This window comes from Chryseobacterium gambrini (genome assembly GCF_027920505.1).
Taxonomy (GTDB): Bacteria; Bacteroidota; Bacteroidia; order Flavobacteriales; family Weeksellaceae; genus Chryseobacterium; species Chryseobacterium gambrini.
The window spans coordinates 3,618,344-3,642,827 of record NZ_CP115857.1; the positions used below are offsets into that span (position 1 = coordinate 3,618,344).

Below are 24,484 nucleotides of genomic sequence, written 5' to 3' on the forward strand. Positions count from 1 at the left end.
TTATGTGAGTGGCATTAAAATATCCTCTAAATATAGAGCTAAAAAGCTAAATACAGTACTAATTTATGTTATTTTTTTTGAAAATTCCAAATTTCCCAGGCTTTTTCTGCCTGTTGTTCCAGCATATAATATCCGTTCACTGTTTTGGCTCCTTTTTCAGAGGCATTGATGATGAATTTGGTATAGTTTGGGTTGTAAATTAAATCGATAATCAAATGGTCTTTTGAAAGCCCTTCGAAAGGGAAATTCAGGCAGTCTTCCACATTCGGAAAAGTTCCTACCGGAGTACACTGGATAATGAGTTTATGATCCTGTACAAAAGCAGCATCTAAATTGTCATAATTAATTTCCGTGCTTCTGGAAACCGTAACCGATGGAATTCCGTGTTTGTCCAAAACATATTTTACCGCTTTTGCTGCACCTCCGTTTCCTAAAATGATGGCTGAATCATGGTGGGTTTTTTTGTGAAGCAGCAAAGTCTTTTCGAACCCGAAAGCATCCGTGTTATAGCCTGTTTTCTTCCCGTTTTCAATCAGTACACAGTTTACGGCTCCGATGTTTCTCGCCTCATCGCTCAGTTCGTCCAGATAATCGATGATTTTTTCCTTGTAGGGAATCGTTACGTTAAAGCCCAGTAATTCCGGAGCAGAAAAGACATCTTCTACTTCATCAATTTCGTTTAAATCAAAAATGTTGTAAGAATAATCTTTCAACATCAGTTTCTGGAATTTATCTTCAAAGTATTTTTTCGAGAAAGAGTAGGAAATGTTTTTCCCGATCAAGCCTAATTTTTTGTTGGAATCCATAGGATAAAATTAAAAAAAAAGACCGGAAAAACCGGTCTTTGAGATAAATATTTTTTTTGTTTTATTCTACGATAAATTTCGCTGACGAAGAATCTGTTTTCAGAATATAATTTCCTTTTGCCAAACCTTTCAGATGAATTTTATTAGAAGTTCTGAACGGATTTTCAATCGTTTCGATCAGCTTTCCGGACAGATCATAAATCTGAGCTTTCGAAATTTTATTCAGATTTTCTCCTTTTACAAACAATTCATTGTTTTTTACAGGATTAGGATAGATGGTAAACTGATATTTATCTTTAGAAACTTCCGCAGTTGCCAATGTAGTGAAGCAAGTCCAGCTTAAATCATCAATAGAAATTCTTTTTCCTGTTTCAGAATTGATTATTTTAATAACCACATTGTTAGGAACATTGATGTTGCTGATTGTAGTAGTGGTAGCTGAATTAGTAAAAGGAATAGTTCCCGCATTAGTTCCGTTAATCTGTAAAGTCAGATTACCTGCAGAGTCAGAAAACGGTAATTTCGTAGTCACTGTTAAACTTCCGATTCCGCCTGAAATTGTAGAGCTTGTAAGATTTCCGTTTCTGATGGTAATAGCCCGGCTGTTAATTGTCTGATCGGTTCTTGCATCAGTGGCAGTCCATGTAATGCTATTGCTCGTCCATGTTTGTGTTGTGTAGCTTGAAGCCGCCGCCGGAATATTGGAAAAATCCTCTGTTCCGCAGCTTCCGCCCGGCTGTCCTCCTGCAAGAGTTGTTCCTGAAGCGGTATTGCTCACTGTAGAAGCATTTCCTGCTGCATCTTTAGCAATCACATAAAAATTATAGGTAGTAGAAGGATTCAGCCCGGAAACCGTAGCCGTTGTTCCGGTAACCGTAGCATATAAAACGCCGTCTTTATAAATTTCATATCCTACAACACCGATGTTATCTGTAGAAGCCGTCCAGCTTAAAGAAATGGTGTTGGAAGTAGGGTTGCTGGTCGCCAAATTGGTTGGAGCAGTCGGAGCCTGTGTATCGGCAACCGGAGTTCCCCAAATTTCAGCAACGTATTCAGGATGATCGATGTATGGATTTCTGTTTCCCTGATAAGTATAAGAAGCGTTGTTTCTTGCAATTTCGGTAGCAGAAACAGGATCTGCGATATGCCATGCCAATAATTGGTTCAGTTCCCAGGTCTGTAATCCCGGAAATGCGGAACCTCCCAACATATTTCCTGTTCCGAAACCTGAAAGCTGAGTTTCATATCTTGTTACGAAATATAAAACCATTCTCGCGATATCTCCTTTAAAAGCATCAACAGGCTCAAAAACCGTCCCCGAATATCCCGGAGAGACAGAAGTTCCCAGTTTTGATCCGTTTTGAGAAGTGAAAGAAGCCGATCCTACTTTTCCGAAAGGAAAGTTTGATCTCATTCCGTTTACTTTTCCGTCGGTCGGTCTGATGAAATGAATATCTGAAACCATCGGAGCATTGCTGTTGAATAAACTTTGAGGAACGATATGCTCTCTGTTGTAGCAGTCGCCTTCGCTGTTATAATTTCCGCACTGCGCTCCCGGATAGCTGTATGAGTAAGGATCTGTTCCGTTAGGATTCTCGGAATACATGTCTAAAACCGTATTATCGTTTTCCAGTCCCGGAATTCCTGCAATATTATCGCGATCCGTTGTTGCATAACCACTATATAGTGCACTATATCCATTGTCTACGTGACCGTTGGTAATAATCTGTTTCAGTTTGGTTTTTAAAGCAGCTCCGGAAAGACCTGCAGTTCCGTCGTAATATCCCGTAGGAATCTGAGCAAAGGTACTTATCAAGACAAAGCTCAATAAAAAAGAGAATAATTTACGTTTCATTTTTAAAAATTGGGACGCAAAGATACGAAAAAATGAAAGCTTATGTATTAATTTTTAGTAATATAATCTTTGCTGATCTTGGAAAATGCCCATGAAATTCCAAAGCCGAATAAGGATGCGGTAACCGCAACAGTGATGTAATTTTTACCCACTATTTTCACCGGAAAAGGTAAGGTTTCGTTGGCTTTAAAGAACTCTGTGAACTGCTGGAAATAGCAAAGTCCGGTTCCTATAAGTAAGCCTGAAATAATTCCTAGAACGACAATTAAAACTCCGGTATAAAAGTAAACCTGTCTTAAATGACTTAACGGAAAACCTAACGAAATAAGGGATTTTGCCTGTTCTTTTTTATCCAGTTGAAGAATGATGATTGCTCCTGCTAAATTGAAGGTGGTAATAAAGATTACCAAAGCAAAAATTAAATAGATAAAAAGCTTCTCGGTATTGATCATTTTCCAGAAAGCCGCATTTTCTTCCTCTTTGGTTTTTACTTCAATGTTTTTTCCAAGGGAAGAAATAAGCTGTTGCTTTACGGAGTCTGTATTTTCAGGATTCTTTAATTTGATAACGATTTGATAAGCGGAATGTTTTGGGAGATTTAAAAGCTCTTCAGTCAATTCAACAGGAGCAATAATATAATTGTCCAGTTGGTCTTTTCCAGCAAAAACTCCGGAGACGAGGATGTCTTTCTTGTTGTAAATATCTTCTTCTTTATTAATGATTCCGGTTCCCGGTTTCGGCATAAAGATCGTCGCATAATCTGAACTGGATGGTACAGGAATCGAAAGTCTGTTATCCAGAGAGTTTTCCATTAAAACTTCGTTGGAATACTTAAAGCTGGGATAAGCGCCGTAAAAAACATCCTTATTGATGGGGTTCACTTTCGTGTAGGCAGAATCTACCCCTCTTAAATAAGCAATATCTCCTTTGCCATTATAGCTAATGTATACCTTTTCTTCAATAACTCTCGAAAAGTTACTGATCTCTTTATTGTTTTTGAGAACGGAATTAATTTTATCGAAATCTTTCAGTGTTTTTCCGGAAGAACTTTTGAGGGTAAGATCGGCATGAAGATTTGAAATCAATTCTTTATTGAGGTCTTCAAGCCCCGAAAAAACGGAGATAATAACGAACATTGCAGTTACGGCAACCGTCATCGCCCCAACTGCCAACCACGTAATAAACGTAACGGCAGTACTTCCTTTTTTAGACAAAAGGTATCGGGAAGCGATATAAAATGCAATGTTTTTCAAGGGTTACAGAATAGGGTTGTCACCTTCACCTCTCAATTCACGTTCCAGTTTTTCAACGTCGTCCAGAGAAGTGTCTAAGTAGAAATTAAGATTAGGGATTACACGAACCTGCTTTGCCATTTTCTGACCGATGAAGTTTCTGTATTGTGCTTTATTTTCTTCAATTTCCTTCATCACGGCTTTGCGGTGCTCCTGCGGAAATATGCTTAAATAAATTTTGGCAATACCCAGATCCGCCGTTACTTTTACATCCGAAACCGTTACCAGAATGCTTTGTTTGCTTTCTGAAGCCTGTTTGCGGAAAAGTTCTGCGAAGTCTTCCTGTATAATCTGTGCTACTTTTCTTTGTCTGTTACTTTCCATAATTTCTGCAAATTTAGTACTTTTGTTTGAATTGATACTTTGAAATTTGTTTGCTGTATCAAATTTACGACTTAATTTATTTAAATATTTATGAAATTAGAACATATCGGCATTGCCGTAAAATCTTTAGGCGTTTCTGATGAACTTTTTGCAAAGCTTTTAGGAAAGGAATCTTACAAACAGGAATCTGTGGAAAGGGAAGGGGTGGTTACTTCATTTTATGCTGCCGGAGAAAGCAAAATTGAACTTTTGGAGGCGAGTAAAGAGGATAGCCCGATCTCAAAGTTTATTGAAAAAAAAGGAGAAGGCATCCATCATCTGGCTTTTGGCGTCGAAAATATTCTTGAGGAAGTGCAAAGACTGAAAAAAGAAGATTTTGAATTTATCTCGGAAGAGCCGAAAGAAGGTGCTGATAATAAATTAGTTGTCTTCCTTCATCCCAAATCCACGAACGGCGTACTGGTAGAACTTTGCCAAGAAAAGCAATAAAAAATTTTGTAGTGAAAGAAATTTTACTATTTTTGCAAACACAAAATTTAACCAAGTTTTGAGGTCCTATAGCTCAGTTGGTTAGAGCACCTGACTCATAATCAGGTGGTCCCTGGTTCGAGCCCAGGTGGGACCACTTTTTAAATCAAGCACTTACAGAAATGTAGGTGCTTTTTTTATTTTTGCCTGCAACAATACTGCAACATTTTATTATTTTTGAATTGTGAATGATATTTACTATTTCAGACAAATCGAAACTTTGTCAAATTCTGTTGCTAATGAAATTGTACCATTAGAAAAATGTACCATTATTCCGATTGATATAGGTAATTTCAAATTTAAACAATTTTCCATTCCTTCTAACATCCTGAAATTGCTTGGTGAATTAGTAAAGTTATATAATTTAGAAATATTTTCTTCTGATTTTATTACACTTTTAGCTTTCACTCAAAATACATATTTTAATGAAAATGAACATCTATCAATTATTAATTCGATGGATGAAGACTATTTAAATTTATCTAAAAATTTATCTTCACTATTTGATATTTTAGAAGAATATTTGTTCTCTAATAATTATAATTATTTAAAAAGTATTTATTTTAAAAATAAGAATGGTAATAATCTTACTGTTGATAATTTTTTCGTAGTTCAAGATATATACTCTTCAATAATTCATTATTACGGATTTAATAAGGATAATTTCAGCTCTAAGAGAATGCAAATACTGGAAGATGAATCGACTGTTCAATTCAAGAATACATCTGAAAGCTACAAAAAGCAATTCATTAAGCGATTGTATTCTTTTTTAATTGACCAAGATTTAAAAAAATCAGATTCTCTCAGATTTATAGGTGTTTTTCTACATTTTACTCAAATTCAAAGCAATAATAAATATCCTATTGAGATTTACGATACTCTTAAAGAAAATATTGAGAGTATAGATTTAAAGAATCTATACAATTATATTTCCAGATAAATTGAAACAAGATTTCAGTTTTTATTTTTTTTCTGTTTCACAATAATTTTTTCACTATACAGAAATTTGCCATGCAATTGAAGTCCAAATTGAATGATATCAGGACTTCTCAAATTTAAAATTATGGTAAATAAATTAAAAGAAGAATATCCTACGTTACCAACATTTGTTGGAAAGGATATTTTAAGCTTCAAGGAAGCTACCCAATATCTTGATTTATCAGAAAGCTCACTGTATAAATTAACATCTGAATCGAAAATTTCATTTTCCAAACCTAATGGTGGGAAACTGTACTTTAAGAAATCTGATTTAGATAATTGGATGCTCCAAAATGAAAATAAAAGTATAGATGCCTTAGAAGAGGTATTGTTGAACAATTTAAAATTTAGAAAAGATGTATAAAAATTTAGAATATTATTCAATTGGTCATGCGGTTGAAATTGATTATCATGAATTTAATAAAAGGATTTTAAGAACTATTGAAAACTTATCAATTATTGAGACTGCCACTAATGGCTACCTTTATGAAATAGATCAAAAAACTAAAAGAGGTATAACTGTAACGTATTATCCAAAAAAAATTCAAATTTCAATTCCTCCTTTGAGTAGTAAATATGATTATAAATTGGCAGATGTTTTAGTGAATTATTTAGTTTTTTATACAAATGGAGTTTTTTTTGACTCTTTATCTAAAAAAGAACCTCCTTATGATGATAGAATGAAGAATGATAATAAAGGATACTTTATTTTTCCTAAAGTTTTTGAAAGCAAAATTAATATGTAGAGGTATGGAAGAAGTTAAATATAATAATGGAATTGTTAATGAAATGCTTGATGATAAAGTCTTTAAATTATTACCTTCTGTATTGAAAAATCTAACAAATAATTTTGAAGGAAGAGAAAGAGATATAGTATTAGTATCTTCATTATCTGTGTTAAGTGCATGTTTACCTAATGTTTATGGAGTTTATGATAGTGATAAAGTCTATTCGAATCTTTATTCAATGATTATTGCGCCTGCTGCATCTGGCAAAGGCGTTATGAATAAGTCAAGGATTTTAATTGAGAAAATTCACGATAGATTATTGGAATTAAGCATTCAGGAGCAGAAAGAATGTAGAGAAGAAAAGAAAAAAGCGAAAGAAAGAGATTTTGAAAATTGTCCTTCACCTGAAATCAAGATTTTGCCTGCCAATATTTCAACTGCGGAAATGTACTCCTATTTATCTAAATCAAAGAACGGTTTAGTTATAATAGAATCTGAGGCGGATACAATGAGTATTATGCTAAATAATGATTGGAGTAATTATTCTGATGTATTGCGTAAGGCATTTCATCACGAGCCTTTATCAATTAGCAGAAAATTAGAGAATATTTTTGTTGATATAAAAGAACCAAAATTATCAATATTATTAAGTGGAACACCACAACAGCTCAAAAGTTTAATAAAGTCTAAAGAGAATGGATTGTTTTCCAGGTTTATTGTTTATTCTTTTGATGAGATCTCTGGATTTAAATCTGATTTGTTTTTAAAGAAAACAAATGATATCAACACTATATTTCAAAATGAAGCTTCTGTAATATTTGATTTTTATGGGAAGCTGAAAGAATTAGATTGTGAAATAGAATTTTTATTTACAGAGTCACAAAATAAAGCTTTTACAAAAGAATTTGAGATTTTACATGAGACAATTATAAACGGACATTCTCACTCATTTTTATCTAATTTACGTAGACATGGTCTTATATGTTATAGAATCGCAATGATTTTATCAGCGTTAAGAAATTTAGATAAAACTATAGAAGGTAAAAAGTTGCTATGTGAAAATGTTGATTTTATCTTAGCTATAAGAATTACAAAGACATTATTAAAACATTCATTAGTAACATTTAATTCATTTGATGATTCATTCTTATCAGAAAATGATGAGCAATTTCTTTTTTCATTACCATCAACTTTTACAAGAGCGGAAGCAATACAAAAAGGTGAAACTTTAGGTATTCCAACCAGAACGGTTGACGATAAATTAAGCCAATGGAAAAAAAAGAAAATAATTATTCCGGTCAAACATGGTGAATATCGCAGAGATAGAAAGATGGTGTAAACCTGCAATTATTGCAGTTTCTGCAATTTAATTTAACTGCCCAGCTTCTTGGGCAGTTTTTCCTAAACTTTAAAATTAAAATAGATGAATACAAGTATTAAAATAGTGCTTGACAGTAGACCTATGTCCAATGGTCAATACTCTGTTTATTTACAAATCATAAAAGCACGTCAAAGAAAAAAGATAAATATTGGTTTAAAATGCTATAAAGCAAATTTTGAAAATGAACAGTTTCTTAAAGGACATCAAAATTACAAAGCTGAAAATAAGATTCTTAATAAAATTAAAGTCAAAGCTGAAGATATAGTTAGAGATTTTCAGTTGGATGATAAAGATTTTTCTCTCGAGGAATTTGAAGATAAATTTAGAGGAAAACAAATAAATAAAAAATTAGTAATTCCTTTTTTTGATGAAATTATTGATGAACTAACTACAGCTCATAGGCTTGGTAATGCAAGGGCTTATAGCGAAACTAAAAATGCACTTTTAAAGTTTTCTAATGATAAGATTAAATTTACTGATATAACTCCTGAGTTCTTAGAAAAGTTTGAAGTTGATATGAGGTCAAGAGGGAATATAGATGGTGGTATTGCCTTTAAAATGAGGGAATTAAGGTCATTAATTAATAAAGCAATTCAAAGGAAAATAATGTCAAAAGAAGATTATCCATTTGATGAATATTTGATTTCAAAACTAAAAATAAAAACTAAGAAAAGAGCATTAACGGAAGAGGATTTTAGAAAATTTAAAAATGTTGATTTGTCTGATAGACCTGAATTGTTGGAAGCTTATCATTATTTTATGTTTTCATTTTATACACGAGGGATGAATTTTGTTGATATGATGAAGCTGAAAAAATCTGATATTAAAAATAATAGAATCATTTATACTCGTTCAAAAACAAAAGGAGATTTTAGTTTAGAATTGAATAATAAAGCAAAGGATATTATTAATTACTATAGTAATAGAAATAAATCAGAGTATGTATTTCCCATTTTGCTCCACAATGAAATGACACCTTTGCAGATTGAAAATAGAAAGCATAAGATACTTTCAAGATTCAACAATAAGCTTAGGGAGATAGCTAAGATAGCTAAAATTGAAACTCATTTAACTTCTTACGTTGCAAGACATAGTTTTGCAACAATTATGAAGAATAGGGGAGCAAGTACAGATATAATTTCTGAATTGATGGGACATAGCAATGTTCAGGTTACAATGACTTATCTGAAAGAGTTTGGCAGTGATGTATTAGATGATGCTGTAAAAACATTAGATGATTTATAATCTTAACTATTAAAAGTAGGAGGAAAGGTTAGGCAAATTTGCTTAACCTTTTTTCATTTTAAATATTAATCATTAAACAAAAAATATTATGCAATTAAGGCAAAGCGAAAGAAAAAGAGCCAAAATCAAAATGGCTCTGCAAGGTGCATCAGGAACAGGGAAAACTTATTCTTCCTTACTTATAGCACAAGGACTGACAAATGGTGACTTGTCAAAAGTAGCTGTAATTGATACAGAGAATGGAAGTGCTGATTTATATGCTCATTTAGGTAACTACAATGTTTTGACAATGTCACCTCCATTTACACCTGAGAATTATATTAAAGCTATTGAAGTTTGTGAAAATGCAGGAATAGAGGTTATTATTATTGATTCCATTTCTCATGAATGGGATGAACTATTAGATTTTCATTCCAAATTAGCAGGAAACAGCTTTACTAACTGGGCAAAGGTTACACCAAGACAAAAGGCATTTGTAGATAAGATTCTTCAAGCCAATGCTCATATTATTGCCACTATGAGAACTAAACAGGACTATGTACTTAATCAAAAAGATGGTAAATACATTCCTGAAAAAGTAGGTCTGAAATCAGTTCAAAGAGATGGATTGGATTACGAATTTACTTTGGTTTTTGACATTGATATAAAACATTTTGCAGTATCAAGTAAAGACAGAACAGGCTTATTCATGGGGAAACCTGAATTTCAGATAAGTGAATTGACTGGGAAACTGATTTTAGATTGGTGTAATAGTGGAACACCTGGACACCAGCATATTCTTAATGAAGAGCAGATAATTCAACAAATCCAATACTGTAATAATATAGCTGAATTACTGGCTTTGTACAAACAATATCCCGAATTTCAAGAAAACCTTAAAACTCATTATGAAGAGAAAAAGAGTTTCTTAATACAACTATCCAATCCTAAAAATTATTCGACAAATGGACACACTAAGACACATTAAGCCTGCCACATTAGAGCAGGCTTTTGATTTAAGACCAGTCAGCGACACAATAATTGAAATGTTACCTGGAGATGATACATATATTCCAGTTCCAGGTAACTTGCGAATTCACTCAGAATCTTTACAAGCTCAAATTGAATATGCTAACAAACCTTTTATAGAAGCCAATACGCAGGAGATTCATTTACAGCATTTGAAAAATGAATGCATCATACCTGTATTCAGCAAAGACAATGAGAAGACCATTAGTCACCAGGAATTCATAGAAATATCCCAAAATTGCATTGCTAATGTATTTCCTAATCATTCTATCAGTGAACCTGAAATAAGGGTTTCTCATCAAATTAAAGGTAGGACTCCAGGTGCTATTTATAAGAATGTGAAGGATTTGTTAGACCATGAGAAAACTATTTATTATGAAAGGATGGCTTTTATTGTTAAAATACCTGCAATTACAGATGTTATTAACGGTAATGAACTATCATTAACAATTGGCGGAGTTAGAGCCTATAATCAGGAGAATCTGTATAATAAGAAAACTTTTGAGAAGTTTAAATTCTTTGTTGGTTTTCAGAATAAAGTATGCTGTAATCTTTGTGTTTGGAGTGATGGGTTTGTTGATGATTTGAAGGTTAGCTCTTATGAGGAACTACAATCTAAAATATTCCAGGTACTTAACAATTATAATGCAGAGAAACATTTATCCGAATTGAAAGAATTTGCTGATTATTCATTAACTGAGCATCAATTTGCTCAATTGTTGGGTAGAACAAGATTATATCAGCATTTACCTAAAAGAGAAAAATTAAAGATACCATTACTCCAATTTACTGATGGTCATATCAACGCCATTACAAAAGATTATTATGAAGATGAAAGTTTCTGTAGAGATATTTCTGGAGATATAAACCTATGGAATCTCTACAATCTTTTTACACAAGCTAATAAGAGCAGTTATATAGATACATTTTTAGATAGAAATTTGAATGCTTTTTATTTCACTAAAGGTATTCAACAAAGTCTCAATGGTAGTTCTGATTATCATTGGTTTTTGAGTTAGAGGAACTGTCCTACAGAAATGTAGGGCAGAATTTCCTAATAATTTGTAATTTGCAAAAAACTATAACTTGTGCTAAAAGTAATTTTAAACAAAATAAATGAGAATTACATTTCCCTTAAAAATCAGATGACAGAAATTTATTTTAATGCTCTGTCAAAAGCAATTTTTAGTTTGGGAAAAAGAAAAAACAAAATTCTAACTAAAAATAATCCTAATTACAATCATTTAGAAGACCTTACACCATTCATTGTTAAAGAAGATGAAGATAATTATAACCTAAAAACTTATTTAGAGTCTATAAGATGGGGAATTTTAAATCAAAATGTGAAAAATATTGCAATTTCTGGTTCTTTTGGCACAGGAAAAAGCACAATTCTTAATCTTTTCAAGAAGAATAATCCGGAGTTTAAAACATTAGATATCAGTCTTGGAAAGTTTGAAAAAAATGAACAAAAGGAGATTGATATTGAGACAAGTATTGTTCAACAAATTTTGTATTTTGAGAAGAAGAGAAATTTGAAGGATTCAAGATTTGAACGTATTAATAATGATAGATTTATTTTATTAAAAGCTATTTTATTCATTATTTGGATATATTCAATATTATATATATTCTTCGATAAAATATATAATAAATTAATTTTAACTGATAAGATAGAATTTTCATATTATAATCTATTAATAAAATTTATCTTTTTGACAGGCTTCTTTCTCATACTGAAGAAGTTGTTTAGACAAATTTTTAAACTAAAAATCAATAAAATAAGTTTTAGTGACGCAGAATTTGTACCGAAGGAACATAATGATATTTCGATAATTAATAAACATATTGATGAGTTAATATATTTTTTTGAAAAGACTAAAACACAAGTTGTTTTTATAGAAGATATTGACAGATTTGAATCTGCTGCAGAAACTTTTATAAAATTAAGAGAGTTAAATATACTTATAAATAATTCAAAGGATATTCTCCAAAAAGTAACTTTTGTTTATGCTGTGAAAGATGAGTTATTTAGTAGAAATGATGAAAAAACAAAATTTTTCGACCTAATAATTCCGATCATACCAATAATTGATTATAGTAATTCAAGTACACAATTTATTAAAAGACTCAAGAAGGATTTTATCGAAAATAACATTATTTCTGAAGATATTATCTATGATATAGCTCCATATATAAATGATATGAGAAGTCTTATCAATATTATAAATGAGTTCAGAACTTACTATAAAATTAAATTTAACGAGAATTCTGATATCAATGGGAATAGCTTATTTTCATTAGTAGTCTTGAAAAATATATATCCAAATGAATTTAAATGTTTGCAAAACAAACACGGAGTAATTTATTCAATTTTTCAGAATAAAATTCATTTTTATTCTGAGCTGAAAGCAATTTTAGAAAATAAAATCAGTGACCTAAAAATTGAAAATAAAGCAATACTTAACGAACAACAAGATAATATCCAAGAATTACGGAAGCTATATTTATATGAGATATTACTTTTAAGCAAGAATGCAAATATTTATTATTTGGGCGACTCTCAGATTGAATTTAAAGATTTGCTTACTACTGAGAGTTTTGAAAGAATGGTTGAGCTGAATGCGATATCGCATTATCACATAAGGAAAGAATTTCTAAGATTCAGTGATATAGAAGCAAAAGTGTCACCAAAACCTTATAAAGAAAGAAAACAATTAATAATACATAAATCTAATAATAAATTAAAAAATAACGAAATTATTATAGATAAGATTCAAGCTGAAATTAATAATTTAAAAAACTCGTCTATCTACCAACTGTTTCAAAAATCTGAGAGAGCTAAAATTGATAATTATTTTGATGATATCTTTAATAGTTATAAAAAGTTGAATATTGAACAGAAGCCATCATTAGAAAATGATTCTGTAGAAGAAGAATTTTCAAATGAAATTGAAGTTAAAAAAATGGCATTAAATGAAATTAGTGATGAAGAAACTAACCTGCATTATAGCCTTCTAAAGGTTTTAATAACGAATAAATATGTTGATGAAAATTACTCGACTTATGTTTCGTTGTTTTATCCTGAATCAATAAGTGAAAAAGACAATAACTTAAAATTAAGAATTATTCAGGATGGAATAACAGACTTTAATGAAAGCATTGATAAAACAAAGAATTTTATTTCTGAATTAGGTAGTAACAATTTTAAAAAGGAATCCGTACTAAATTTCTATATTCTTGATTACCTACTTATTAATTATAGAGACAATGAAAATATCTCAAGCAAGCTTGATGAGTTTATTGTTGTATTAAGTAGTGAAAAAGATAAATCTGTTCAATTTATCGAAAAATATATTGAGTTTTCCGATTTAAATGGAACAATTATAGAATTTGTAAGAAAAATATCAATATGGGAAGGATTTTGGAATTTAATATATAGTAGAGAAGAATTCACTATTGAAAAGAAAAGAAGAGTTTTAGATATTATAGTGAAATATCTTGATATTGAAACAATCAAACTTCTTAATAAGGAGAAGAAAATAAACGCCTTTCTGAATAACTATGATGATTTTTTACTGAATAATTTTGAAAAAGAAACTAAGGAAAAATTAATTGACAAATTAAAAGTCTTAGGTGTCAAATTCAATAAAATAAAATATGGAGATATTATTTTCGAAATAGTCATAAAAGTAATTGAATATAACCTTTATAAAATAAATATAAGTAATATAAACCTCTTCTTAGAAAAAGTAAATTCTCAAAATATTGATTTGGATTATAAAACAGCAAACTATTCTTATCTATTACAATCAAGCGTTACATACTTAAAACAAAATATTAATAATAATATAAATGAATATGTCGAGCAGGTTTTATTGAAACTTGAAAATAATACTGAAGAAGAAATTAATGTCGTTGTAAGTTTAATTAACAATTCTAATGTTAAACCTGAAAATGTTGATTTATTGATAGAAAAATTAAACTTTAAACTCTCAAATATCTCAGAAATAGAAAATAGTACATTTTGGTCTACTTTAATGATTGAGAAAAAGATAGAACCAAGTTGGAAAAATGTTTTACTATACTATAAATCTAAATCTGAAGAAATCGATGATGTTCTTATTGAGTTTTTAAATTTCAAACCTAATTTTGAAATACTAAGTGATAAATGTATTGATCATTTTTTAAATGAAGAGGAGGAGATTGTATCTGATACTATCGAAAGATTTAATATTTCACTTGTAAATTCTGCGATATCAGAAGAGTCATTTAATAACTTGGTTCATTCCATGACGAAGAATTTTGATGATGCTTCTGTAATTGAAAAATCCAGTAGAATAAATATTTTAATTGATAATGATTTAATTGTTTTTAATAATAAAAATTTATCTGAGTTACATGGTAAAGATTTAGAATTATTTGTTGAAAAGAATGAAGAAGAACTTAAGAACTCATATGATTCATTGGTATTATTGATTTACACTTGGATTACTATTTTGACATCCAATATTTCGGGTTTTTTAAAGAAACAAATCTTTGATCATTTAACGCAAGATAAAAGTTATAGTTCAGAAGACGAAATGTTTTTGATTAAGGTTTTAATAAATTTTTATGAGCAAAAGTTTCATTCCTTTTCTGAGTATTTTTTAAATTGTGTTGTGAAATCTACGTTAAAGCAATCTGCTAAAATTCGATACCTTAATTTTGATAAAGAATATATATCTGGTCAATTAATGAATGAATCAATTGAATTAATTGGTAATCCTTACTCTAAAGTTCTGAATAAGGAAAAATTTGAGCTTCCAAATACAGAAGAAAATGCTGAAGCATTAAAAAACCTTCAGCAAATGGGCTATATTAAAAGAACATATTTAAGAGATAAAGATTCAAAAATAACAGTGAGCTATCATGACTAAAGAGGAATTATTTCTAACTGCTTAGCAATGTCTTTTTTATACTTTTGAAATGGTTTATTACTATTTTCTGTAAAAATATCAGACCCAAATATTTGGGTCTTAATTTCATTCTCGGAAATAGGTTTTCCTTTATCATTAAATAATTTAAAAATTTCCTTAATTTGAGAATCTGAATATATCCGTCTCTTAGAAATAAGTTCATGAGATATATTTTTATGGAAATTATATCTACCTTGTAAATTAAAAACTTTAAAATATTCTGTATAAGGAGATTCAATTTTTACTGAATACTCATTTAGTTCTTTAGGTAAATTTTTATTATCAAATCCTGTCTTAAAGTAAATTTTGAATAGTATGTCACTGATTGTTTTTAAGCCTGTTGGTGAGGTGAATAATAATTCGTCTAAATTCGAATAAATTTTTTTATCATTTTTAAGCTTGGAATTACAACTGTAACAACTTGGTACAAGATTGAATAAACTTAGGCTCAAGTATGGATATTCACTCTGTGGCAACAAATGATCTAAAGTAAAATGATTTTTCTTTTCGTTTTTGAACAAATCAAATTTTAATATACCTGACACATCTGTAAGCTGAAGTAATATCTTATTGATATATTTACTATTACCAGTATTTATATTGGAATGTTTTAAAATTTTCCCTTTATAGTTACTAATAATGTCATCTGATGTTACATCTCCTATACCATGAATTTTCATTAAATCTTCTTTGGTACATTCTTTCATAAAGTGTTCAAAATCTCTGTAATCATTATCTAATGGGATATAGGCATTTATAAAATCAATTCCACAATAGCTACAACCAGTAATATCTAATGATGTTGAATAAGTATTGAAAAATTTTGAGAATTCATCTTGTTGAAATTTTGAGTAATTGAAATATAATCTTAGTTCTTCCTTTTTTGCTTTTTTTTCCTCATCTGATAATCCATCAAATATATCAGTTTCTGATAATGGGGGTAATTTTATTAAATCTTCAAGTGGCATTATTATAAGCTCTTTGAAGGGAACTGTTAATCTAATAGAATTAAGAAAATTTTGGATTTTAAGAATATCAATTTTACTACTTTTCAAAATAAGATTCTGAAACTCTTTTTTAAAATTTTCTAATTTTAAAATATTAGTTGGGTAATTTATTTTGTGCATTTTCTAATTGTGTTTTTAAGTTTTGTAATCTTTCAATTTCTTGATTAAGAGCTTCAATATTACCTGAATATTCAAATTTCTGATCCAATCTTAATAAGTGATTTTTGAGAATTTGTCTTATAACATTCTCCCCAATAAGATTAATAAGAATTTCAAACTTATCTCTTTTTGATAAGTAATTATTTTTTGCATTATCTGCGTACTCGTCAAACTCTAAAAACTCATGAATTTTATTTTTTGCAAATGCTCCCATAGTTTCTTCTAAGAAAAAGCCATTAGATAGAATTTCGTGTATATTTTCACCAAAAGTATTGTCAGATGGGTATTCTTTTGATATTGAAAAATTAACATTTTTATCTACTTCTAAAAATAATATATTCTGTTTTGGAATATCTGATAAAATAAATGGTGAATGGGAAATAATAAGAATATTTATACCTTTCAAATCCGGAAAATTAAAACTTTTTAAGTCTGTTAGAAGCCTATTGATGTACTTTCTTTGATATTCAGGATGAAAATATAGTTCTATTTCATCTAATATAATATTAATATAATTGTATTTTACTATTAATCCATTTTCTTCTTCAACAGAATTTAGATTATTAAGATGATATAAAATTGAAGAAGTTGAAGTAATGAGTTGCATTTCACCAGAACTAATAATATCTAATATATCAATTGATTTATTATAAAAAAGCTTAGTTTCAAATATAGGGGGCGGTAATAACTCTAATAATGCAGTGCCTTCTTTTGATTTTTCAATTAAAGAAGTGGATAGGTCTGATATTGGAATGAAATTCTCTTTCTCTTCCAGAATATAATGCTTCCAAATAGTATCATAATATCGCATAAAATTTACAATTTGTTTTAATTTTACAACAATATGACTATTACTATCAGAAAATTTTTCCAAAAAAGTTTCAAATAAAATATGATAACTTTTTAAAGTACCATAAATACTATCTTCTCCAATAAAATCTTGATATGGAATATATTTATCACAAATACTTGTAATTTTATATAAAATATATAAATCTAATCTGCTCTGTAAATTAGGTATATTTATATGTGAAATTTCAAAGTGTTTTTTAAATTCGTTTAGTAATCTCAATAAATTACTATAAAGTCGTGGTGGAACATCTGTATTACTGAGGCTAAAGGTAAAGGCATAATTTTTTTCTAACAATTCTAAATATGATGCTTCAATATTAGTATCTTCATCAAATATTTTCAAATTATTATTTAAATCAGGTGCATGTGCACGAAACTTTCTATTACTTTTTGTAATTAATTTTAAATTATTAATCCTTAGATTATCGGTAATACTGTAATCTGGGTTTGAAATTATTGTGGCTAACAATCTTTGTTGCAATAAATAGTTTTCATTATTCACATCAATCATTCCAGCCATACGGTCTGATTTTCTTTCTCTTTTAGGATTGATAACAAGAGGTATTTGGTAAGAATCATTTTTATGAAAAAGTTCATCAATCCAATCCCCTAACTCCCAAGAATTAAACGCATAGATAGAATAGTTGATAATGTTTGTGTAGAAAAAATTGTTAAAACTGTGGTTTTGATCTGTACCAATTTCCTTAATACTACACACTGTATCTTTTACCGTAAGAATATAAAATACAGAATCAATTTCATAGAATAACTCACAAAAAACTTTTTCAATTTCTAACTTACCAGTCGTCATTAAATGGGCGGTTGTTATTATTTTACCATCAGATTGTAATTGCAATGCAAATTGATTAAGTGATGCAACTATTAAATTGATTAAAGTACTTTTCCCACTACCATTTTTTCCTACAATTGCTGATACATTTATATTATCCCCAAAAAAATCATTTAATGCTGAATTTGAATTTTCTATTTTATCTATCTCAGAATAAATGATTATGTCTTTATCATAAGAATCTATCCTTTTATTATCTGAGTTAAATATATATTCATTATAAAACTTATAAATTCTATTCGGTTGAAGATTTTTTAAAAATTTTGAGCCACAACCATCAAGAGGGCGAATTGCAAGTAATTTAAATGACATGTTTATAAAAATATTTCTGGTTATTAGTTTTAAAATTATTACACTATTTTTTATTGTAGTACATAAGTATTTAATTGTTGTGGTTATTTATATTGAGGTCATAGTAAAATTGAAAGTATCTTTTATCTTGAACCAATCTATATTGAAATTTTTCAAAATCCCAAATTCTACCACTCCAATGATTATTTTCATCAATTTCTGATTCATCAAAATATCCTTTATCATTACTATCAGTTCCTAAATAATCAACTATAATTTTAACCATCTCTTTAATTTCCTTGTAAAAAACACCCAAACAATTTGTCGGTAACTCTTTACCAAACATAAAACTGATTGAATTTTTATCTTCATCAGAATTGAAAAGATATATTCTATTAAAATATCCAAAATAGTTGAAAGTAGAAAAATGGACTTGGTTTAAATCATCAGGATTATTTTTATCTGAAATATCGTAGAATTTTCCTGACTTTGCTACTTGTTCAAATTTGTTCCAACTTGCAATAAAATCAACCTTTTCAAGATTTTCCTTATAAAAATTGATAAACTCATCTGCTTTTAAAACTTGAGTGAAAATATTTTTTTCTTTAAAAATTGCCTTTGCTTTTTGATAGTTCTTTTTGTCATTTGTAATATAAAAATCACAAGTACTTGCAAATGCAGTGTGGAAAGAATCTTGGGTAGTGTTTTTAAATGTTTTCTTTTTTGTTTCTGTGACTTTAACTTCATCAGAATGAAAACCATGCATATCTAAACTAATATATGCTGAAGTTATATCATCAAACCAGACTGGTGCATTTTTGCCTTTCTCGAAATAATCTTTTTGTAATGGACTTTCCTCAATACCTAATTTTTTGTAAGTTTCATTTAAAACATCAAATGGATTGTTATCAGGATTTGTTAATTTTCCTTGATTAATATTTAAATGTTTAAAAGGAGTTTTTAAGTCTTTATACCCTTCTTTTTCATTAAGGTTTTCCAACATCTTTCCAAATGAATTAAAAAGTCCTTCAAATGTTGGATTGTCTTGTAGATCAGGAAGCATAGAATTCATTATTTCGGCACTTTGTGGGTTTTCAAATGCATCTTTAAACAACCCATCAACAGGAAGAGATTGCAACATTGTTTTTAATGGTGTAACCAACTCAGTATTTTCATTATCCTCATCTAAAATATTGAAGATACTATTGAAAGAAAAATCATCAGTTAATTTTTTGCTTTCAATTTCATTCTCAAATATGTGAAAAGGTTCATTTTGTTGTAAAACTATCTCTTTTCCATTATTAAAAACACACATGCAGTCTGTTATTTCAGCAAGAAATTCTAAATCCGATTGAATGTTTGGATTTTCCTTTTCTTGTGAATAACTTGAAGCTATATCGGAAATATGCGATGTGGAATATACGATGACAAATTTTTCAGATTGTCTAATTATTTTTTCGAATTCTTGAAATCGTCCATTTTTAATTCCATTTAGAACATTCCAATCAATGTAGAGTTTCATATAAATTATATATCTAATTCTATATTATTATTTTCTACCTTATATTGAAAATATCTTAAAGGAATCTTTTCAAATGTGGTTGTAGCAAAAACCTTTATTTTAGGATTTACAGCTTCACTATCAAAATAAAAATTATATATACCCGTAATGTTAGGAAGCTGTAAAATGTTTTTGAGTACTTTGAAAATTTCTTTTTTTAAATAAACATATTCATTGGGTATGTCAATATCTTTTACAACAACTCTTTTAGGTATGCTTTTGAAATTTTGAAATTGATCTTCTATGGAAACTTTTGTTAATTTATATGTATTTTCCATTTTACTCATTTTGAAATATTTTATCCCCCTACCTTTCAACATCTTCATTGTCTTATGAATATGTTCATCAGTTGTTCTTAAACCAAATATTATGGATGTTATAGAATTAAAATTAATGTTAATTAAACCACTCATTTCAAATACTAATCTAAATTCATTTTCGACTTCCCAAGGTTTTGATTTTGTTCCAATTAAAGGTGTGATGTTAAACTCTTTTTTTAAAGATGATAGTAATAAATTGCTTTTTGCAGGTTCATTTCTATAGTCAACATCTACTTCATAAACCAAAGGTATATTTGCATAAAAATTAAAATCAGAAATTAGGGTTGTTAAGTTATATTCTATTACAAATCCCTTATGTGAATCTGCATATAATGCCCACAAAGTTTCATTATCATAATTTTTAGAAAGTGAGTATATGCCTGATTTATATAATTGTTCTAAAACACTATTATAGCTTTTTTCAGCTTCATTACTAAATGGTTTAAAGATTTCAATTATGCTTTTATCTTCACTATCATTAAAAATACCTTCAAAAGGATCATTTAAATTATCATATGTCGGCGCATAAATTTGACCTTTAGACAATGTCTTTAAATCTCTTTTAAAATTACTTCGATATTTATATAATCTCATACTATAAGTTGTTACTTATTTATTAGATATTCGAGGAAGTTTATTGTATTTTGAAGTTTCTCTTTAAGGGAGGGGATATCCTCCCATTTATTATGTCTTTTAAAATTCTCTTCTATGTGCGAACTAACATTTCTAAATGATTCTTCATTAACATTTTGTCCTAATCTGAAAGCGAATTCTTCTGATTTTCCAGCTTTAAAAGGTACAGAATAATCGATGCATTTATTCTTTACATTATCGTCAAGTTTAACTTTATCAAATACGGATTTATCTAAAAACATTCCCGCCCATTGCTGAGATTCTGCTTTATCATGTGCATTAATTAGCCCTTTACCATAAAAAGTATTAATATGATATCCACCTTCTTTACCAGAATAGTTCATATCAAACAATTCATCATATATTAAAACACCTCTTACGGGAAAATGATAACCATTCATTCTCCAATTACATTCATAAGTTGCATTTAAAATTGAATCAAATTCTTCTTGGGAATCACTTTCTGTCCAAAGTATTATCGTGTCTGAATAATTAGCAAAAGAAACTTTCTTATTGGTTAAATCGTTTACAAAAACTCCATTTGGGAGTTGTTTATAATTTCCTGTTTCATTAAGTGCACTATCAATTTGTGTGTACATTTGCGTAATAACTCTATGATGTAATTCAGAATCATTATTAGTTAAGAAATTTCTATATCCTAATAAATCAAAATAAGTAATAAATCTCTTCATAATCTACATGTAAAAAAAATATTTGTTTGGTGGATTTTCAATGTCTTTGGGGAAGTACTGTATGATTTCACCAACTTTTTTCGAGAATTGAATGGTAATTGGTAATCCATCACAATAGCTACAATTATTGAAATTCATCTTTGTTAATGCTAAAATCTCTTTGCAAATATCCACAATAGGTGTTTCCCCAATGTTTTCGATAGAAAGAGGCATGGGCACATAAGCACCTGGATAGGTATCATAATATGGAATAAATCCATTGGTATATAAGTAAGCTTTTTCATTACTAACTTTTAAAAGAGTACCCCGCAATACAGGATAGTCACTATTTCTTAAAAGTCTTAATTGTGAACTTTTGATAGTAACCAAATCATATTCAACATTATCTCCAAGTACTTCTTTTATTCCATCTATAATACCATCGAGTTCATTATAGTCAGAATTAATGTAAGCATCCCAAAAATCTGAGGTTTTATGTATTACAACTCTCTTTGGCGTATGCTTATTTATGAGTTTATATTGATTTAGAACGTTTATGATTAGTTCTTTTGCATAATCATATTTAAGGTGTGGAGTGCTAACTCTTGTTTTTTCACTTCTCCATTCAAATTGTTTACCAGTAAAAACTAACCCCTTACCATCCTTATTAAATGCTTGAGCAATACTTGACCTCAAATGATTGTTTCCATTTTCATTAATCTTGTGGAAACTTATACCTAAATAGCAAGTGTCTGCATCTATATCCTTTATTGTCCATGGTGTACAATTTGCAGTTTTATAGTATTGAGCTACACAATAGTTCCATGCAATCATTGATAAGTCTTGTAAACTTTTTTTAGTTCCATCAATTGTCTCTTCTAATATTATCTGAATAGGTATATTTTTATCTGTAGCTAATATATCAGCTTTTACTTTTCTTCGTAGATTATGGAAGACATTCCCTAATGTAAACGCTCCAATTTTCTTGAAAACATCTTTACCAATTAATACTATAATTATATCAGGTCTTCCTGTAGAATTTTCTATTAGTTCCAGGTAGCATTTAGTATATAATTCAGAAATGTCGATGAGTTTTTGAATCTGCTTTTTATCAGAGTCTAAAATTTCTGTAATATTTTTTGAATTAATAACATAGTCATCACCATCATTTAGAAACTCACATTGAAAACATGAATCAGAATTAAAGCCAGGAAAATCAGGATTTGCTTTCTTGTTTATAATATCACCACTGTCTAAATCTTCAATATAATTTCCTTCAAAATCCTCTTCTCCGAAAAAGGATTCAATTTCTAAGGTTTCATCATCGCTATCATCAGTATTGACCTTCAAAGAGCTTAACTTATAATTAATAGTAGATTCTATCGGATTACTAAATTTTTCAATCCAATTTTTATAATCACTAATTTGTTTTTTAGTTCCAATTACAGAATATTGTATTTGCGATTTATGTGATTTATTACTTATAGAATAAAATCCCATAGCTTCAATACCTTTTTTGGGGTCTTCACATAAAAAATCTTCTGCAAATTCAATTAGTGGTTCTTTTAAGTATTGTATCTCCATCAGTCAAATAATGATAATTGTTGCGTTTCTTCATCAAAAACCTTTTTAGGGTTCAGTTCTCTAATTCCAAAATTTACATCAAAAAATTTCCTTTTAAATCCGATTTCTTCAAAACCATCAGTGGATTTCCAATAATTACCACCTAAATAATTTGTGAGTGAAGTAATGTGGTTATTATAATGTGCATTTCTCTCCGAAACTTTAATTTGATTATTGAGTCTTGTAATTCTTTTTGGATTGTCCAGTGGTATTTTACCATCCTGCGAATAATGATATTTAGGTTCTATTATTAACACTAAAAAATTATCAAACCATTCATACTTTATTTGAAAACCAATATGTTTGAAAAAGAAGGTGTCAAAGTAATAGTATTTGCTTACAACACTTCTTTGATAACGCTTACCTTTACTTGAATATGAAATTTGCTCATAAACTTCTGTTGATTTATTCTCAGACTTAACTTTGGTTTTTAAAGGTTTTTTATTTATTAGCGAGAAATAAAATCTATTGTGCTCTTTATAATAGCTAATCCTCTTTTTGTAAAAAAAGTTTTTAAGATGGGAGTTAATAATTTCTATAATGATATTTCTATGATCTTTCTTTGATTGAATAAATTTTAAAGGAAGATTAGTTTCAATTGCCTTTCTATTTTTAAGAATTTTATCGAGAATAGTTGGTGATATTATTTTTAAATCTGTGAAAGTGTAAAGAAAATTTGATTTGATAGTAAATTTAGGAAAATCAATTCCTTCGTCATTTAAAATCTCATAAATAGCTTTATTGTTTTTAAACTTGCAGTCATATTTATAAATAAACTTTGGGAAGTCTATTGTGAAGATATTTGTAAATATTTTTTCTTTTACTCCAAATTGAATTCTATCAACAAAATTCTGATTAATAGTTTCATTAAAATTTGATTGTTTTTCAATTAATAGATTTGTTTTCTTATCAAAGGTAATTTTAACATTAGTCTTACTTGATGCTAAAGTCTTATCTATTGTTTTAGCAAATAACTTATCTTCTTTTTCAATATATACAACCAAAATTACAGGCAATAAGTGCTTATTCCAATATTCAATGTCATTAGAGTTTGCTATAAATTTAAAAGAATCTGGCTTGTCTTCTGTTATGTAGCTTCCACCATTAACTGTTGATTTCAACTGAATCTTTAAAATTTGTCCTGTTGCTTCAATTTTATTATCATTATTAATTGAGCTTAATTCTACTTCACCATCAATACCAAAATCATTTTTTGATTCTTCTCTAAAAATTAAGTATGGAGAATGATTGACACAAAAGGAAGCAAATTTGACAACTCCCTTTTCCCCTGTTATATGCTGAGGGCTGATTATTTTAGCCATTAGTTATGTTTATTGCTAATTTACAGAATTTTCCATAAAAATATTTTTAAAAAAAAATATTTATTCACAAACTCCCTTGCTAAAAATCCCCC

The 24,484-nt window shown here is 28.9% G+C and carries 20 protein-coding genes and 1 tRNA gene; 10 read left to right on the forward strand and 11 right to left on the reverse strand.

What is annotated here, in order from left to right:
- Positions 1-68 precede the first annotated feature (68 nt).
- From PFY09_RS16690 to rbfA, 4 genes are all read right to left on the reverse strand, one after another.
- Positions 69-806, reverse strand: coding sequence for a shikimate dehydrogenase family protein (locus tag PFY09_RS16690; RefSeq protein ID WP_271160415.1), 738 nt, complete (start codon positions 804-806; stop codon positions 69-71).
- 61 nt (positions 807-867) lie between these two features.
- Positions 868-2,661, reverse strand: coding sequence for an endonuclease (locus PFY09_RS16695; RefSeq protein ID WP_271160416.1), 1,794 nt, complete (start codon positions 2,659-2,661; stop codon positions 868-870).
- Between the two features lie 47 nt (positions 2,662-2,708).
- Positions 2,709-3,914 carry an ABC transporter permease gene (locus tag PFY09_RS16700; protein ID WP_076392999.1) on the reverse strand — a complete coding sequence of 402 codons (1,206 nt, stop codon included), beginning with the start codon at positions 3,912-3,914 and terminating at the stop codon, positions 2,709-2,711.
- Between the two features lie 3 nt (positions 3,915-3,917).
- Positions 3,918-4,277, reverse strand: a complete 360-nt coding sequence (rbfA, locus tag PFY09_RS16705; protein ID WP_076392997.1) for a 30S ribosome-binding factor RbfA — start codon at positions 4,275-4,277, stop codon at positions 3,918-3,920.
- A 90-nt stretch (positions 4,278-4,367) separates the two neighbouring features.
- On the opposite strand from rbfA, the gene mce reads away from it, so the two are divergent.
- The 10 genes from mce to PFY09_RS16755 all read left to right on the forward strand — a co-directional run bounded on the left by mce (position 4,368) and on the right by PFY09_RS16755 (position 15,064).
- Positions 4,368-4,766 (forward strand): methylmalonyl-CoA epimerase, encoded by a 399-nt coding sequence (mce, locus tag PFY09_RS16710; protein ID WP_271160417.1) that lies wholly within the window; start codon positions 4,368-4,370, stop codon positions 4,764-4,766.
- A 62-nt stretch (positions 4,767-4,828) separates the two neighbouring features.
- Positions 4,829-4,902 (forward strand) — tRNA-Ile (locus PFY09_RS16715).
- 123 nt (positions 4,903-5,025) lie between these two features.
- Entirely contained in the window at positions 5,026-5,745 is a 720-nt protein-coding gene (locus PFY09_RS16720) for a hypothetical protein (protein ID WP_271160418.1), read from the forward strand.
- Positions 5,746-5,868: 123 nt separating this feature from the next.
- Positions 5,869-6,147, forward strand: a complete 279-nt coding sequence (locus PFY09_RS16725; protein WP_271160419.1) for a helix-turn-helix domain-containing protein — start codon at positions 5,869-5,871, stop codon at positions 6,145-6,147.
- Positions 6,140-6,529, forward strand: a complete 390-nt coding sequence (locus tag PFY09_RS16730; protein WP_271160420.1) for a hypothetical protein — start codon at positions 6,140-6,142, stop codon at positions 6,527-6,529. Before PFY09_RS16725 ends, PFY09_RS16730 begins: the two co-directional genes overlap by 8 nt.
- Positions 6,530-6,533: 4 nt before the next feature.
- Positions 6,534-7,850, forward strand: coding sequence for a DUF3987 domain-containing protein (locus PFY09_RS16735; RefSeq protein WP_271160421.1), 1,317 nt, complete (start codon positions 6,534-6,536; stop codon positions 7,848-7,850).
- Positions 7,851-7,934: 84 nt separating this feature from the next.
- Positions 7,935-9,137 (forward strand): site-specific integrase, encoded by a 1,203-nt coding sequence (locus PFY09_RS16740; protein ID WP_271160422.1) that lies wholly within the window; start codon positions 7,935-7,937, stop codon positions 9,135-9,137.
- Positions 9,138-9,225: 88 nt separating this feature from the next.
- Positions 9,226-10,104: an ATP-binding protein gene (locus PFY09_RS16745; RefSeq protein ID WP_271160423.1), complete on the forward strand. Its 879-nt coding sequence runs from the start codon at positions 9,226-9,228 to the stop codon at positions 10,102-10,104.
- Positions 10,082-11,164 (forward strand): DUF3871 family protein, encoded by a 1,083-nt coding sequence (locus PFY09_RS16750; protein WP_271160424.1) that lies wholly within the window; start codon positions 10,082-10,084, stop codon positions 11,162-11,164. Before PFY09_RS16745 ends, PFY09_RS16750 begins: the two co-directional genes overlap by 23 nt.
- Positions 11,165-11,233: 69 nt before the next feature.
- Positions 11,234-15,064: a YobI family P-loop NTPase gene (locus tag PFY09_RS16755; protein WP_271160425.1), complete on the forward strand. Its 3,831-nt coding sequence runs from the start codon at positions 11,234-11,236 to the stop codon at positions 15,062-15,064.
- On the opposite strand, the gene PFY09_RS16760 is transcribed toward PFY09_RS16755, so the two are convergent.
- From PFY09_RS16760 to PFY09_RS16790, 7 genes are all read right to left on the reverse strand, one after another.
- The gene (locus PFY09_RS16760) at positions 15,061-16,230 is read right to left on the reverse strand and encodes an HNH endonuclease (protein ID WP_271160426.1); all 1,170 of its coding nucleotides are present in this window, start codon (positions 16,228-16,230) and stop codon (positions 15,061-15,063) included. The two genes, PFY09_RS16755 and PFY09_RS16760, sit on opposite strands and share 4 nt — an antisense overlap.
- A complete protein-coding gene (locus PFY09_RS16765; RefSeq protein WP_271160427.1) occupies positions 16,205-18,283 on the reverse strand; it encodes an ATP-binding cassette domain-containing protein in 2,079 nt (692 codons plus the stop codon). The genes PFY09_RS16760 and PFY09_RS16765 overlap by 26 nt, the downstream gene beginning before the upstream one ends.
- A gap of 70 nt (positions 18,284-18,353) precedes the next feature.
- Positions 18,354-19,784 carry a hypothetical protein gene (locus PFY09_RS16770; protein ID WP_271160428.1) on the reverse strand — a complete coding sequence of 477 codons (1,431 nt, stop codon included), beginning with the start codon at positions 19,782-19,784 and terminating at the stop codon, positions 18,354-18,356.
- Positions 19,785-19,789: 5 nt separating this feature from the next.
- Positions 19,790-20,737: a DUF2971 domain-containing protein gene (locus PFY09_RS16775; RefSeq protein WP_271160429.1), complete on the reverse strand. Its 948-nt coding sequence runs from the start codon at positions 20,735-20,737 to the stop codon at positions 19,790-19,792.
- An 11-nt stretch (positions 20,738-20,748) separates the two neighbouring features.
- Positions 20,749-21,468, reverse strand: coding sequence for a hypothetical protein (locus PFY09_RS16780; protein ID WP_271160430.1), 720 nt, complete (start codon positions 21,466-21,468; stop codon positions 20,749-20,751).
- 3 nt (positions 21,469-21,471) lie between these two features.
- On the reverse strand, positions 21,472-23,031 hold the full coding sequence (locus PFY09_RS16785; RefSeq protein WP_271160431.1) for an argonaute/piwi family protein: 1,560 nt from the start codon (positions 23,029-23,031) through the stop codon (positions 21,472-21,474).
- Entirely contained in the window at positions 23,031-24,392 is a 1,362-nt protein-coding gene (locus PFY09_RS16790; protein WP_271160432.1) for a DUF4365 domain-containing protein, read from the reverse strand. Before PFY09_RS16790 ends, PFY09_RS16785 begins: the two co-directional genes overlap by 1 nt.
- Positions 24,393-24,484: the final 92 nt, after the last annotated feature.